Annotated in this window: 13 protein-coding genes; 2 read left to right on the forward strand and 11 right to left on the reverse strand. The window is 68.2% G+C overall.

Going from position 1 to position 13740, the window contains the following annotated elements:
- Positions 1–11: 11 nt before the first annotated feature.
- The 11 genes from BLS74_RS05390 to BLS74_RS05440 form a co-directional block, all read right to left on the reverse strand.
- The gene (locus tag BLS74_RS05390) at positions 12–740 is read right to left on the reverse strand and encodes a 2-oxo acid dehydrogenase subunit E2 (RefSeq protein WP_093103549.1); all 729 of its coding nucleotides are present in this window, start codon (positions 738–740) and stop codon (positions 12–14) included.
- Positions 737–967, reverse strand: a complete 231-nt coding sequence (locus BLS74_RS05395; protein WP_093103551.1) for a biotin/lipoyl-containing protein — start codon at positions 965–967, stop codon at positions 737–739. Before BLS74_RS05395 ends, BLS74_RS05390 begins: the two co-directional genes overlap by 4 nt.
- A 32-nt stretch (positions 968–999) precedes the next feature.
- Entirely contained in the window at positions 1000–2010 is a 1011-nt protein-coding gene (locus BLS74_RS05400; RefSeq protein ID WP_093103552.1) for an alpha-ketoacid dehydrogenase subunit beta, read from the reverse strand.
- Positions 2007–2990 carry a thiamine pyrophosphate-dependent dehydrogenase E1 component subunit alpha gene (locus BLS74_RS05405; RefSeq protein WP_093103554.1) on the reverse strand — a complete coding sequence of 328 codons (984 nt, stop codon included), beginning with the start codon at positions 2988–2990 and terminating at the stop codon, positions 2007–2009. The genes BLS74_RS05400 and BLS74_RS05405 overlap by 4 nt, the downstream gene beginning before the upstream one ends.
- A gap of 19 nt (positions 2991–3009) precedes the next feature.
- Entirely contained in the window at positions 3010–4725 is a 1716-nt protein-coding gene (locus BLS74_RS05410; RefSeq protein ID WP_093103555.1) for an FAD-binding protein, read from the reverse strand.
- Positions 4726–4732: 7 nt separating this feature from the next.
- Positions 4733–6088, reverse strand: coding sequence for an aromatic ring-hydroxylating oxygenase subunit alpha (locus tag BLS74_RS05415; protein ID WP_093103557.1), 1356 nt, complete (start codon positions 6086–6088; stop codon positions 4733–4735).
- Positions 6089–6223: 135 nt separating this feature from the next.
- A complete protein-coding gene (locus BLS74_RS05420) occupies positions 6224–7426 on the reverse strand; it encodes an acetyl-CoA C-acetyltransferase (RefSeq protein ID WP_093103559.1) in 1203 nt (400 codons plus the stop codon).
- A 25-nt stretch (positions 7427–7451) separates the two neighbouring features.
- Complete coding sequence (locus BLS74_RS05425) at positions 7452–8030, reverse strand: nuclear transport factor 2 family protein (protein WP_244503764.1); 579 nt, start codon at positions 8028–8030, stop codon at positions 7452–7454.
- Entirely contained in the window at positions 8027–8839 is an 813-nt protein-coding gene (locus BLS74_RS05430) for an SDR family NAD(P)-dependent oxidoreductase (protein ID WP_093103561.1), read from the reverse strand. The genes BLS74_RS05425 and BLS74_RS05430 overlap by 4 nt, the downstream gene beginning before the upstream one ends.
- Before the next feature lie 8 nt (positions 8840–8847).
- Positions 8848–9654, reverse strand: a complete 807-nt coding sequence (locus BLS74_RS05435; RefSeq protein WP_093103562.1) for an SDR family NAD(P)-dependent oxidoreductase — start codon at positions 9652–9654, stop codon at positions 8848–8850.
- On the reverse strand, positions 9651–10433 hold the full coding sequence (locus BLS74_RS05440) for an SDR family NAD(P)-dependent oxidoreductase (RefSeq protein ID WP_348272415.1): 783 nt from the start codon (positions 10431–10433) through the stop codon (positions 9651–9653). Before BLS74_RS05440 ends, BLS74_RS05435 begins: the two co-directional genes overlap by 4 nt.
- On the opposite strand from BLS74_RS05440, the gene BLS74_RS05445 reads away from it, so the two are divergent.
- Entirely contained in the window at positions 10432–11733 is a 1302-nt protein-coding gene (locus BLS74_RS05445; protein WP_244503765.1) for a serine hydrolase domain-containing protein, read from the forward strand. The two genes, BLS74_RS05440 and BLS74_RS05445, sit on opposite strands and share 2 nt — an antisense overlap.
- A gap of 120 nt (positions 11734–11853) precedes the next feature.
- Positions 11854–12693, forward strand: coding sequence for an IclR family transcriptional regulator (locus BLS74_RS05450; protein ID WP_093103566.1), 840 nt, complete (start codon positions 11854–11856; stop codon positions 12691–12693).
- Positions 12694–13740: the final 1047 nt, after the last annotated feature.

The following is a 13740-nucleotide window of genomic DNA, read 5'->3' on the forward strand; positions in this document are numbered from 1 at the left end:
GCAGGACTTCCTCAGGCTAGCAGCTGCTTCGGCTCGGCGAGTACCTCGTCCAGATGCCGCAGGAAGCGCGCCGCGTCGGCGCCGTTGATCACGCGGTGGTCATAGCTCAGCGAGAGCGGGACCTTCAGCCGCCATTCGATCGCGTCGTCCGATCCGCGACGAGGTTTCCATTCGGCCTTGGCGATGCCGAGGATCGCGAGCTCGGGCGCGTTGACGATCGGGGTGAAGCCGGTGCCGCCGATGCCGCCGAGCGAGCTGATCGAGATGCAGCCGCCCTCCATGTCGCTCATCGGCAGCCCGCGGCCCCGGGCCTTGGCGGACAGGGCCGAGATGTCGGCCGCAATGTCGGCGAGCGGCTTGCGGTCGCAGTCGCGCACCACGCCGACCACGAGCCCGCGCGGCGTGTCGATCGCGATGCCGATGTGGAAGTACTTCTTCAGCACGAGGTTCCTGCCGCTCGCGTCCAGCGACCCGTTGAACTGCGGGAAGGCCTTCAGGCCCGATACCAGCGCCTTCGCGAAGAAGGCCAGCGCGCTCGGCCGGGGCGCCAGCGTCGCACGCAGCGCTTCGACCGCGGTGATGTCCGCGTCGTCCTGGTGCGTGACGTGCGGAATGCTCAGCCAGTTGCGAGCCAGGAACCCGGCGGTCAGGCCCTGGATGCGCGAAAGCGGCCTGAGCTCGACCTCGCCGAAGGCTGCGAAATCGACCACCGGCCACGCCGGAAGGTCGGCGCCGATCATGCGATCTCGGCCAGCAGCGCGCCGACCTCGTAGACCTCGCCGACGCGGGCCACGATCTTCAGCGTGCCGGTCGCGGGCGACTCGACCTCCTGCACGGACTTGTCGCTTTCCAGCGCGTACAGCGGCTGGCCTTCGGTGACGGCGGCGCCGTCGGCGACCATCCATTCGGCGAGCGTCGCCTCGTTCATGGAAAAGCCGATCTTGGGGAGCAGAACCTGGGTGGCCACGGGGATGTCCTCGTCGTTGGGATGTTCGTGCTTCAGTCCAGCGTCTTGCGGATCGCCGCCTCGATCGCCGCCGGCTGGGGCACGTGGGCCGCCTCCAGCGTCTTGGAGAACGGCACCGGCGAGTGGTTCGCGCCGACGCGCTGCACCGGCGCCTTCAGCGCGCTGAACAGGTGCTCGTGCAGCAGCGCGGCGATCTCGGCGCCCACGCCGAAGCGGCGCACCGCCTCATGCACGACCACCGCGCGCCGCGTCTTCGCGACCGAGCTCAGCAAGGTGGCCTCGTCCAGCGGCGAGATCGTGCGCAGGTCGATCAGCTCGACCTCCACGCCTTCCTTCGCCAGCTTGTCCGCGACCGCGGCGCAGTCCTGCACCATGCGGCTGTAGCTGATCACTGTCACGTCGCGGCCTTCGCGCAGCACCTTCGCCTTGCCGAGCGGAATGCGCTGGCCGAGCTGCGGCGGCGCGCCGGGCGTCCAGTAGCTCGGCATGTTCTCGATGAAGAGGCAAGGGTCCTCGTCGAAGATGCACGACAGCATCAAGCCGTAGGCATCGGCCGGCGACGACGGCGCCACCACTTTCATGCCGGCGGTGTGCGCGAACCAGGCCTCGAGGTAGTCGGCATGCTGGCCGCCGGTGCCGAAGCCGGCGCCGGTCATCGTGCGAATCGTGATCGGCACATGCGTCTGCCCGCCCGACATGTAGCGCAGCTTGGCCGCGTGGTTGACGATCATGTCCATCGCCACTGCGGTGAAGTTCATCAGCATGATCTCCGCCACCGGCCGCATGCCGACGATCGACGCGCCGATCGCCGCACCGATGATCGCCTGCTCGGAAATCGGCGTGGAGCGCACGCGCGAGGTGCCGTACTTGGTCGAGAGCCCCTTGGTCACGCCGACGATGCCACCCTCCTGGGCGTCGGCAATGTCCTCGCCGAGCAGGATGACGTTCGGGTCCAGGCCCATTGCTTCGTCGAGGGCCAGGTTGACGGCCTGGATCGTGTTCATTGGCTTGACCTTGTCGAGCACGGTGCTTGTCGTATTCATTGCGCAACCTCCTCGGCCAGCACATCCCGCTGCAGTTCGGACAGGTCTGGCACCGGGCTTTCCAGCGCGAAGGCCACGGCCTCGTCGATCTCGCGGTCGATCGCCGACTCGAGCGCCGCCAGCTCGGATTCGGCCACGCCTCCTTCGATCAGCCAGCTGCGGAAGCGCGGCACCGGATCCCTCGCCATCGCAGCCTCCTTCTCGCCCGGCGCCATGTAGGCGTCCGCGTCGCCGAAGACGTGGCCTTGGAAGCGGAAGGTCTTGGCTTCGATCAGCGTCGGGCCCTCGCCGGCGCGCGCGCGGCTGACGGCCTCGCGCGCCGCCGCATACACCGCCAGCGGGTCGTTGCCGTCGATCGTGACCCCGGGCATCTGGTAGCCCGCGGCGCGGTCGGAGACCTGCTTCGCGGAGGTGGCCAGCTCGTAGCGCGTGTGCTCGCCATAGCCGTTGTTCTGGCAGACGAAGATCACCGGCAGCTTCCAGACCGCCGCCATGTTCAAGGCCTCGTGGAAGGCGCCGATGTTCGAGGCGCCATCGCCGAAATACGCGACGGACACGTGCTTCTGCCCTCGGATCTGCGCCGCCAGCGCCAGTCCGTTGGCAATCGGCATGCTGCTGCCGACGATCCCGGTCGTCACCATCACGCCGGACTCGGGGTGCGTGATGTGCATCGGCCCGCCCTTGCCCTTGCAGGTGCCGGTCGCCTTGCCGGCGATCTCCGCCCACAGCAGCTTCGACGGCACGCCCTTGGCGAGCATGTCGTGGATGCCGCGATAGATGGTGCAGATCGTGTCCTCGTTCGTGAGGTTCACCGACACCGCGGCGGGAATCGCTTCCTGCCCGCGTGGCGAGTAGTACGGCGCGACGATCTTGCCGGCCTTGATGACCGCGCGGAAGCGATCGTCGCTGCGCTGGATCAGGGCCATGCGGCGGTAGATGTCGACCAGGATGGCCTGGTCGATGCGCGTGTCTGGTGTCATGGATTCGTCCTGGTCGATGTCATTGCAGGGGTGCGCCCAGTGCGTGGTGCGCGGCGATGTAGCCGAAGGTGAAGGAGGCGCCGATGCTGGCGCCCGCGCCCGGATAACAACGCCCAACCACCGAGGCGGTGCAGTTGCCGGTGGCATAGAGCCCGTGGATGACCGAGCCGTCCTCCCGCAGCACCCGCGCATGCTCGTCGGTGACCACGCCGCCGGCCGTGCCGACGTCACCCGGGTACATGCGCACCGCGTAGAACGGCGGCTTCTCGATCGCGCCGAGGTTGGGATTCGGCGTCACGGTCGGGTCGCCATGGCAACGATCGAAGGCGCGCGAGCCGCGGCCGAAATCGCTGTCGACGCCGCTGCGGCAGAAGCCGTTGAAGCGCTCGAGGGTCCACGCCAGCCCTGCCCCGTCGATGCCGGTCTTCTTCACCAACTCGTCGATCGACTCGGCCTTCACCATGTAGCCGCTCTTCAACCACTCCTCGGGCACCTGGCCGGGTTGCGCGGTGCCCCAGGGGTAGTAGGCGCGCTGGCGGCTGTCCATGATGACCCAGCTCGGCACGGCCTTTCCGGTCTCGCGCTGGCGCTGGTACATGCGCTGGCCGATCTCCATGTAGGCGCCGGCCTCGTCGCAGAAGCGCTCGCCGAGCTGGTCGACCATCATCGAGTACGGCAGCGACAGGTCCAGGTGGTGCATGAAGGGCAGCGGCGTGCCGTCGGCCGCATACCCGCCGGGCTTCGGCGGCTGGCCGTCCGGCGCAAGCGAGGTCACGACCCACCAGGCTTCGTCCATGCAGTCCACCGCCGCGCCGAGCGCCATCGCCCATTCGATCGCCTCGCCGGTGTCGCCGGGGTTGGCATTGGTCCAGGTGGCCGAATTCGGCTGGGGCTGGAAGCGCTGGCGCATCGCCGCGCTGCGCGAGAAGCCGCCGACGTTCATCAGCACGCCATCGCGCGCCTGCACGCGCACCAGCCTGCCGCCGCGCTGTACCGCAATGCCGGCGACGCGATCGCCGTCGAGCACGAACTGCGCAAGGGCTGAATCGGTCCAAATCGGCAGCTGCTCGCGCAGCGCGATCTGCAGCATCCGGCCCTGGATCGCCGCGCCCGCGCCGGCGAGCCGCCGGCCGGTCAGCTTGGCCTTCAGCATGCGTCCGACCATCGACAGCGCGGTCTTCTTGCCGCCCCAGGTGCGCTTGGCCAGCATCAGCGACGGGAACTGGTCGGTCGGCAGCGGCAGGCTGAAGCCCTTGTAGCGCGACAGCTTCGACTCCCATTCGCCCAGCTCGCGCGTGTCGAAAAGCTCGGCCAGGAGCGAGCGGCCGCGCGGCTCGCCGCCGGGCAGCTCGTCGTAGTAGTCGGACCAGCCGTCGGCATAGACGAATTTCATGCCCTGGCCTTCGAGAAACTGGACCATCTTCGGGCCGTTGCGCAGAAAGGCATCGCGCCGCGCGGGGCTGGTGCCCGGGCCTTGGTAGGTGACGGCCGCATCGAGGTACTGCCGCGCGCGCTCGGCACTGTCGGCCACGCCGGCGCGTTTCATCACCGGATTGTTCGGCACCCACCAGACGCCGCCGGAAAAACCGGTCGAGCCGCCGATCAGCGGCTGCTTCTCGACGATCAAGGCGCGCTTGCCCAGCTGCTTGGCCGCCAGCGCGGCGCACATCGAGCCGCCGCCGCTGCCGACGATGACGAAGTCGAAGGCCTCGTCCCAGGTTCCGTTGGTCGACATCGTGTCCTCAGGCCCTGCTCGTCTCGTCGAACAGGATCTCGCGCAGCGCGCGGTGGAAGTTCGAGATCGCGGACTCCTGCAGCGGGTTCGTGCGCGCGCCTCGGAAGGCCTGGGACTTCATGCCCTTCTGCACTTCGGTCATGTTGGCGAAGTCCTGCGACAGGATCAGGCCGAAGCGCTCGACGGTGTCGGTCTTCCAGTCGTCCGCGCCCCAATAGAACTCGCGCTCGAGCTTCGGCTCGGTGCCCGGCGCGTAGCGCGCGATCGAGCAGATGTCGTAGAAGCAGGAGTCGGGGTTGTCGCCGTCCGGCCGGGCGCGGTAGAAGAGCATGCCGTCGGGCGACATCAGGAAGATCATGTTCGGGAACACGTGCCAGTCGGTCCCGGCCTTGTAGATCTGCTCGCCCGTGATGTTCGGCCAGCCGGCTCCTTCGGCGATCGCGGCCTCGGCCTGGAACTGGCCCACCTTCATCAGCAGCTCGAGGTGCGGCGTGTCGGGCGAGCACTCGGTGAGGATGCGCCTGGCGGCATCGAGGTCGCGCTGGGTGGTGATCGCCTTGAGCTGGTCCTCCAGATCGGCGAAGAACTTGACGATGCCAGGGCGCACGTCGTCCGGGACCGGCCGTCCGGTGCGCGGCGATGGCGCGCCCGGCAGCCGCGCCGGCGCCGGGTAGCCGAACATGCCGTGCCTGCCGAAGATGAAGCTGCGCGTCACGTCGTCGCCCTGGCAATCGAGCAGTTGTGGGTGCGTGCCGAAGACGTGGTAGCCCTCGCTGAAGGCTTCCAGCGCGACCTTCCAGTTGCAGGGCAGGCGCACCGACTTGTACCAGCGGTAGCGCATCTTCTCGAACTCGTAGCAGTCGGTGTATTCCGGCACCGGCGCCAGGTGCCGGGCGAGCGGCTCGCAGGCCGGATCGAAATTGACGAAGACGAAGCCGGCCCAGGTGTCGACCTTGATTTCCGGCAGCGAGAAGTCCTCGTCGCTCATGTCGGGACAGCCCTGCCAGTCGTCGCGATCGACGATGCGGATGACCTTGCCGTCCAGGTTCCATTGCCACCCGTGGAAGCGGCACTGCAGCCTGGCGGCCGACCCGCAGCCTTCGGTCAGGCGCCGCCCGCGGTGCTGGCACACGTTGTAGAAGGCGCGGATCGTGTCCGGCGTCTGGCGCACGACGATGACCGACTCGTCGTTGATGTCGTAGGTGACGTAGTCGCCCGGAAAGGGGATCTCCTCGAGGCGGCAGGCGAGCTGCCACACCTTGGGCCACAGCAGGCGCTTCTCGAGCTGCACGATCTCGCGCGAGATGTAGTGCTCGGCCGGGACGTAGTCCACGCGCACCTTGGGCTTCACGGCGGTATCCACTGTGTGTCTCTCCTGGTTCTGGCTGCACCGGTCGCGAGCTGCCTCGCGGGCATCAGGTATCAATAATAGAATGACGTTCGGAAATATAAACAAGTCGAGTTCGTGCTGTCAATGCGGTATGACCCGTGAGGTTCACTACGACCCGGCCCGCTCGAAGAGCGCGGCCAGCCCCTGCCCGCCGCCGATGCACATCGTCTCCAGCGCGTAGCGGCCCTGGCGCCGTTTCAGCTCGTGCAGCATGGTCGCGAGGATGCGCACGCCGGTTGCGCCGATCGGGTGTCCGAGCGAGATGCCGCCGCCATTGACGTTGAGCCGGTCGGCATCGTTCCATTCCCAGCCCTTCAGCACCGCCAGCACTTGTGCCGCAAAGGCCTCGTTCAGCTCGACGAGATCGAGCCGGTCGAACGACAGGCCGGTGCGCGCCAACAGCTTCTTCACCGCGGGCACGGGGCCGATACCCATGCGCGACGGCTCGCAGCCGGCGGCGGCCCACCCGCGCAGCCAGGCCATCGGCTCGAGCTTCAGTTCGGCCAGCTTGTCCTCGGCGACGACCAGGCAGGCGGCGGCCGCATCGTTTTGCTGGCTCGCGTTGCCGGCGGTCACGGTGCCGCCCTTCAGCACGGGTTTCAGCTTCGCCAGCGTCTCCATCGTGGTCTCGGCACGGATGCCTTCGTCGCGCGCGAAGTGCAACGCCTCGCCCTTCTTCGCCGGCACGGCGACGCTCACCACCTCGTGCGCGAAGCGGCCTTCGCGCCAAGCCGCGGCGGCGCGCTGATGGCTGCGCATCGCGAAGGCATCGGCGGCCTCGCGCGAGATGCCGTAGTCCTTCGCCAGGTTCTCGGCGGTCTCGGGCATGCCGGAGATGTAGCCGAAGCGGTGTTCGGGCTGCGAGCGCTCGCGACCGCGCTGCAGGCGGTCGTGCATCGTGACCGAGCCGGCGCGCGAGCCCCAGCGCACGTCGGTGCTGTAGTACTCGATATTGCTCATGCTCTCGACGCCGGCGGCCACGACGACATCGGCCGCGCCGGTCTGCACCTGCATCGCCGCATCGATCACGGCCTGCAGCCCCGAGCCGCAACGCCGGTCCAGCGTCATGCCCGGCAGCGCGACCGGCAAGCCGGCATCGAGCGCGGCATAGCGGCCGAGGCAAGGCGCCTCGCTGTTGGCGTAGGACTGGGCCATGACGACCTCGTCGATGCGCTCCGGGTCGATGCCGCTGCGGGCGACCAGCGCCTTCAGGATGGCGCTGGCGAGCTGGTCGGCGGGCAGCGGCTTCAGGCTGCCGCCGAAGGCGCCGACGGCGGTGCGCAAGGGAGAGACGATGGCAGCCCTGCGCATGCGTCAGCTCCTCGTGAATGCGAGATCAGGGTGCATGGGTCACCGCGCGTCGGGCAACGTCCCCCTGCGCCTCCCAGTAGGCCGCCCAGCTCGGCCAGGCATGCGGCAGGCTCGGCACGAACTTCGGGCCTTCGTACTTGCCGGGCCAATTCTGGAAGCCCGCGCCCTCGCCGCGATTGGGGCGCTGCTGCCAGTCGGTCGAGTACCAGTGCTTCTCGTCGCGGCGCTCGAAGCACCAGAGGTCTTCGCTGCGGACATAGCGGTCGAAATAGCAGATGGACATCTCGATCCAGTGGTCCTTGTCTTCGTGTCCGGCACGGCAGTAGACCGTGCCGCTCGCGTGATCGGCGTCGATCAGCTCGATCGTCTGGCCGCACACCAGGTGGACCGAGCGGTAGAAGCCCGTGAGCACATGCCGGCTCGCGTAGTAGCGCTTCAAGGCCTCGCGTCCGATACCCCAGCGGCCGCAGTCCACATCGGCGGCGAAGAGCGCGACCAGGGCATCGACATTGCGTGAGTCGACCGCGACGGCGTAGCGCGCGGGCAGTTGCCCGATCGCCAGCTCAGCCTCGACGCGGGCCAGACGCTGCGCCAGATCGCTCACGATGCTGCCTCGCGCTCTGCGAAATCCGCGACGTAAGGCTGGTGCGCCAGCGAACCGCCGTCGACGCAGATCACCTGGCCGGTGATGAAGCCGGCCTCGTCGGAGGCGAGGAAAACCACGGCGGCCGCGATGTCCTCGGGCCGCCCGAGCCGCGGCGTCAGATGGTGGCGCAGCATGATCTCTCCGACGCCGGAGGCGGCATAGCTGTCCCTGGTCGACGGCGTGACGATCAGCCCCGGCGAGATCGCGTTGCAGCGGATGCCTTCCTTGCCGTGCTGCGTCGCGACGCTCTGCGTCAGCGAGTTGATCGCGGCCTTGGACGCGCTGTAGGCGCTGTGCGAGAGCGCGCCGGCGAGCGCCGCATTCGAGCTGGTGTTGACGATCGAGCCGCCGCCGCGCCGGCGCAGGTGCGGGATCGCCGCCCGGCACGCGAGCATCGTGCCGCGCAGGTTGACGCGCAGGATCGCGTCCCAGACCTCGGTATCGACGGTGGCAACCGGCCGGTCGCGCGTCGACGAGAGCCGTGTGTCGGCCGCGTTGTTGTGCAGGATGTCGAGGCCGCCGAGCCGGGAGACGGTGGCTTCGACCATTGCGAGCACCGAGGCCTCGTCGCCGAGATCGACCTGCAGTGCGGTCGCCCGGCCGCCCTCCGCCTCGATCGCTGCGACCTGGCGCTCGGCGGCGGCCAGGTCGATGTCGCCGACCGCGACCGCGGCACCTTCACGCGCCAGTGCCATCGCGCAGGCCGCGCCGATGCCGCCGCCCGCGCCGGTCACCAGCGCCACTTTTCCTTGCACGCGTCCCGTCATGGCTGTCCTCACAATGCGGTGTACAGGCCGCCGTCGACGGGCAGGTTCTGCCCGCTGACGTAGCCCATCAGGTCGCTGCAGAGCGCCACGACGGCGCGGCCGATGTCCTCGCGCGGCGCGCCCATGCGGCCGAGCGGGAACATGCGGAGGTAGGCGTCGCGGACCGCGGGGTTCTGGGCGAAGAACACCTGGGTCGGCTCGGTGGCAGCGGCGGGCTCGATCGCATTCACGGTGATGCCGTAGGGCCCCCACTCGCGCGCCAGCGACTTGACGAAGCCGCGGTCGCCGCCCTTCAACGCCGAATACACCGGATTCATCGCCGCGCCATGCAGCCCGAAGGCCGAGCCGAGCACGATGAAGCGGCCGCTCCCGCTGGCCCGCAGGTGCGGCACCGCGGCCCGGGCGCAATGCAGGTTGCCGTCCCAGGCGACGCGGGCCTGTCGCAGCCAGTCTTCTTCCGTGACCTCTTCGAGCGCGATCGGATGCGCCGAGTCTGCGCCGGCGTTCGCGTTCTGCACCAGGATGTCGAGTCGCCCCCAACGGGCGACGGTTGCTTCGACCGCACGGTTCACCGCCGCGACGTCGCCGACATCGGCCTCCAGCGCGAAAGCCGTGCCGCCCTCGGCGGCAATCAGCGCGACGGTGTCGTCGCAGGTCGCGCCGCGGCGCCCGGTCACCGCCACGCGCGCGCCCGCGGCGGCGAGCGCCAGCGCGATGCCGCGGCCGATGCCGGCGCCGGCGCCGGTCACGAAAGCGACCCGGCCCTCCAGCAGGCCCGCGCCGGTTGTCGTCGTCGTTGCGCTTGCACTGCTCATGGCACCATCCAGTCGCCGCCGTCGAGGTTGAAGCTCGCGCCCGTCACGCCGCGCGCGCCATCGCTGCCGAGCCATGCGATCACGTCGGCCACCTCGGCTTCCGCCTCGGGCACACGGCCGAGCGCCGGCGGCGGCGGACCGAGCTCCGGCGTCGACGGCAGCGCGGCCTCTGCCAGCGAGGGTGCGTAGCGCTGCGCCCCGACGCCGACCCAGTTGAGCCGCATGCCGTGCCGGCCCCATTGCCGCGCCGCCGACTTGACCAGCGTGCGCTGCGCTTCCGCCAGCGTGATCAGCGGGACGAGATCGGCCGCACCGACCAGCGCCGTCGAAGGGCCGACGACGACCGTCGCCCCGCCCGCCTCGCGCTGCTGGCGATGGACCGCCTGCAGGAAGTACAGGCTCGTGAGCATGCTGCGATGCACGGCCGAGTGCCATTGCTCGGCAGAAAGCGCCTCGAGCGGGCGCGACGCCAGCGCCGCAGGCGTGGCGCCCGCATGCACGACGAGGTCTGCGCCGCCGGCCTCGCGCGTGGCATCCCCGAGGGCGGCCTCCGCGTCGGCGCGCGAGCCGGGCGCGACGTCGATCTCGACGACGCGCGCGCCATGCCGCCGCAGCCCGCGGGCCAGCGCGCCACCGAGGGCCAGACCCGGCATGGCCACGATCGCGCACCGGCCTGCCAGCAGTGCCGCATCGGCGTCTTGCGCTACTCCTTGAGCCATGCCTTGCTCCTTTGTCGACCCGTGCCCAGGGCTCTCGAGTTTGTGAAAAAGCGACGTCATGTATTTGAACGTCGTTCTACAATATAAACCAACTGGTGCGACCTCAACAAGAGCTTCGAGGCTTCTTTTTCGATCGAAGGCCCCGCTGCGCGCCCAGGTCGCCGCTGCCACATCGACCCGTGCAGCCACCTCGAAGGAGACCCGCTTGACCCCGCCCATGCTCGGCGCCAACCCTCCGGTGCAACGCGCCATCGATGACGCGATCGCCGGCGGCCGCGAGATCGGCATTCAGGTGGCCGCCTACCATCGCGGCCGCCTGGTGGTGGATGCGTGGGGCGGCCTGGCCGATCCGGCAAACGGCCGCCCCGTCGACGGCGAGACGCTCTTCAACGTCTACTCGGTCACCAAGGCCGTCGCCGCGACGGCAGTGCACATGCTGGTCGATCGCGGTCGGCTCGACTACGACGCACCCGTGGCGACATGGTGGCCGGAGTACGCCGCCCACGGAAAGGGCAGAACCACGCTGCGCGACGTGCTGACGCATCGCGCCGGCATTCCGCAGATGCCGGAGGGGATGACCCCGGAGCGCTTGTGCGACTGGCCCTGGATGACCCGCGCGATTGCCGAGCTCACGCCGCTGGCGGAGGCCGGCGCGAAGACCATGTACCTGTCAATGACCTTCGGATGGATCCTCGGTGAACTGGTGCGCCGTGCCGACCCGGACCATCGCTCGCTCGGCCGCTTCGTGCGCGAGGAGATCGCTGCGCCGCTCGGCGCGCCGGACCTCTGGATCGGTATCCCCGATGCTGTCGAGCCGCGCATCGCGCGGCAGTTCGACGCGATGCGGCCGCTCCCGGCCGAGCACTTGCCGCCGCTCTATCTCGCCTCGATGCCGCCCGCGGTCGCGCTGGGACCGGCGGTCTTCGAGCGACCCGAGGTGCGCCGCGCCGAGGTGGCCGGGGTGGGCGGCATCTTCACCGCACGCAGCGAAGCGCGTTTCTGGGCTATGTTGGCTGGCGGCGGCGAGCTCGACGGGGTGCGGCTGCTCTCGGAAGGCCTGGTGGCCACGCTGAACACGCCGCGTGCGCACAGCGACGAGCCCGATCCGGTGATGTTCGGCTTCCCGATCCCGATCACGATCGGGGGTTACTGGTTCGGCGGCGAACATCCACCAGTGTGTTCGGCGAAGAACCCGCGCGCGATCTGCCATCCCGGCCAGGGCGGCTCCATCGGCTGGGCCGATCCTGATGCGCAGCTCGCCGTGGCGATCTGCCACAACCGTCTGTTCAACCCGGCAACACGCGACGAAGACGCGATCCTGACGATCGCCGAGGCCGTGCGTGGCGCATTGAAACTCTGAAGAGATCGCCCAGCGCGTGCCGCGACCTTCGTCAATCGCCTGTCGATGAATCGCCAGAGTCGGTAGGGGGTGCCCCAGTAAAATGGCGATTCAGCATCCCTGAATGGGCGAAAGATTCGAATGACAAGACAGGCGAGATCGGCGCCGCTGCCCGCGGAAGACCCTGAACGCGACACCACCGGCCCGCGTTCCCTGACGCGGCTGTTGGGATTGTTCGACGTGTTGTCGCTGACGCAGAACGGGATGTCGCTCGCCGAGTTGAGCGCAACGCTGGCAGCGCCAAAAAGCAGCCTGCTGAATCTGCTGCGCCCCCTCGTGGCCGAAGGCTACCTGATCCACAGTGAGGGCAGCTATCGCATCGGCCCCTCGATCATCCGCCTCTCGGCGAGCGTGATGTCCGCATGGAACTTCCCGAAGATGATCCGGCCTTTCATGGAAGAACTCGTTGAACGCACCGGCGAGACCGTTTTGCTCGGCGTGCTCAACCGTGAGGCCGAGGCCGTGGCGTTTGTCGAACTTGTCAATAGCCCGCATCCGGTTCGCCTGCAAGTACCCGTCGGTACGGTTCGGCCGCTGTATGCGAGCCCGACCGGCTGGTTGCTGCTCGCATTTGCCGACAAGGGGTTCCGGGACGCGTACATGGCTTCGGTGCAGTTCAAGATCAAGATGCCGGCCGGGATCGCGAGGGCCTCGATCACGCGCGAGATGGCAAAGATCCGGACTGAAGGTGTGTGCAGTTCCATCGATACCCCTATCGCTGGGGTCGGGTCGGTGATTGCGCCCGTATTCGACGGCAATGGAGAGTGCATCGCATCGCTCACTGTCGCTGGCCCGGCAGATCGATTCCGGAAGGACATGGACCTGCTCAGAGCGACAGTCAAGGAATTGGCGGCGAGGGCTTCGGGCGTCGTCGGGGCTGTCCAGCCGAGCATGCCACCCATCTCAAGCCGAACGGGATGACGCCAAACGGTTGAAAGAGGCGCTGGATGCGGGAAAGACACTTGAGGGAGATAACTGCCTGAGACGCGGCTGACGCTGCGAGCAGGCTGGCCGCAACGCAGTCTGAAGCAGTCCATACTCATACGCGCCGCTGCGCGCCCACCACGGCGGGGATAACCGGTCAGCCGTCCCGCTTCGGCATCACGATATAAGCCGATGCGCTCATGGTTCAGGTTGAGGTCTGCCCTCCTCTACTCTCAACATGTGACACGCAATGCCGGAAAGCTGCGAAGTAACGACAAGAGATGCCAGAACTTCAGGCGAGCGTGCTCGAATTGCCTTCGAAGCCGTGACATCCTTTGCCGGAATCACCGCCAAGCTTTATCGAAATTCACAGTTGCTCAAGAGACTGGCGAGACGATCTATTGCGGCATCGGGCCGGTCGAAGTTGTCCGCTCGCCAGCCCCGTTCTGACATCTGGTCAATGCGATGGCTGCTGCCATTTGGAAACCGGACCCGCCGATCCAGTTGGGAAGCTACGTCTATATTCAACCCTGGGCGGCGGAGAACGTCGGCCTGCCGATCACCGCTTTTCGCGATCGTGGCGTCCGCTGTAAGGCGGCTCTGGGCCCGATGCCGTCCGTCGCCACCGATCGACCTACGGCAGGTATGTAGCGATTGCTGCCGTTCACCGCCACGCCTCGAACTCACCATCCCGGCCACTTCCAGTCGCTCGTCCATCAAGGAAATCGTGTCGCCGATGACCGGATCCAAAGGACAGCGGGCATAGCCGCTGACCGGGCATGGGGGTCGACTTCTCCGAAGCTGTCGTTCATCGCGCTGCGATGCCGGCCGGCATCAAGGGACGGCGGTATGTCTTCTGCGGTCAAGGGATCGGACTGGCAGTCAACCGAGGTCGCCAACGTGCTGCCTCAAAGCCGCCGTTCCACAGGTCGGCCCGAACGGCGCTCCGGGCGAAGCGGCTTACGCTCCTTGTTGACGGTTGAGCCGCGAGCGTTTCACGACTCCAATGGGTGCGGCACACGCTCATGGAGGCACTTCCGGCCG

Source organism: Variovorax sp. CF079 (assembly GCF_900101545.1).
In the GTDB taxonomy this organism is placed as follows: Bacteria; Pseudomonadota; Gammaproteobacteria; order Burkholderiales; family Burkholderiaceae_C; genus Variovorax.

What these genes read in the sequence shown, in the direction of transcription:
- BLS74_RS05390 (WP_093103549.1), bottom strand. Translation starts at nt 740, where the DNA reads ATGATCGGCGCCGACCTTCCGGCGTGGCCGGTGGTCGATTTCGCAGCC.
- BLS74_RS05400 (WP_093103552.1), bottom strand. Translation starts at nt 2,010, where the DNA reads ATGAATACGACAAGCACCGTGCTCGACAAGGTCAAGCCAATGAACACG.
- BLS74_RS05405 (WP_093103554.1), bottom strand. Translation starts at nt 2,990, where the DNA reads ATGACACCAGACACGCGCATCGACCAGGCCATCCTGGTCGACATCTAC.
- BLS74_RS05410 (WP_093103555.1), bottom strand. Translation starts at nt 4,725, where the DNA reads ATGTCGACCAACGGAACCTGGGACGAGGCCTTCGACTTCGTCATCGTC.
- BLS74_RS05420 (WP_093103559.1), bottom strand. Translation starts at nt 7,426, where the DNA reads ATGCGCAGGGCTGCCATCGTCTCTCCCTTGCGCACCGCCGTCGGCGCC.
- BLS74_RS05430 (WP_093103561.1), bottom strand. Translation starts at nt 8,839, where the DNA reads ATGACGGGACGCGTGCAAGGAAAAGTGGCGCTGGTGACCGGCGCGGGC.
- BLS74_RS05435 (WP_093103562.1), bottom strand. Translation starts at nt 9,654, where the DNA reads ATGAGCAGTGCAAGCGCAACGACGACGACAACCGGCGCGGGCCTGCTG.
- BLS74_RS05445 (WP_244503765.1), top strand. Translation starts at nt 10,432, where the DNA reads ATGTATTTGAACGTCGTTCTACAATATAAACCAACTGGTGCGACCTCA.
- BLS74_RS05440 (WP_348272415.1), bottom strand. Translation starts at nt 10,433, where the DNA reads ATGACGTCGCTTTTTCACAAACTCGAGAGCCCTGGGCACGGGTCGACA.
- BLS74_RS05450 (WP_093103566.1), top strand. Translation starts at nt 11,854, where the DNA reads ATGACAAGACAGGCGAGATCGGCGCCGCTGCCCGCGGAAGACCCTGAA.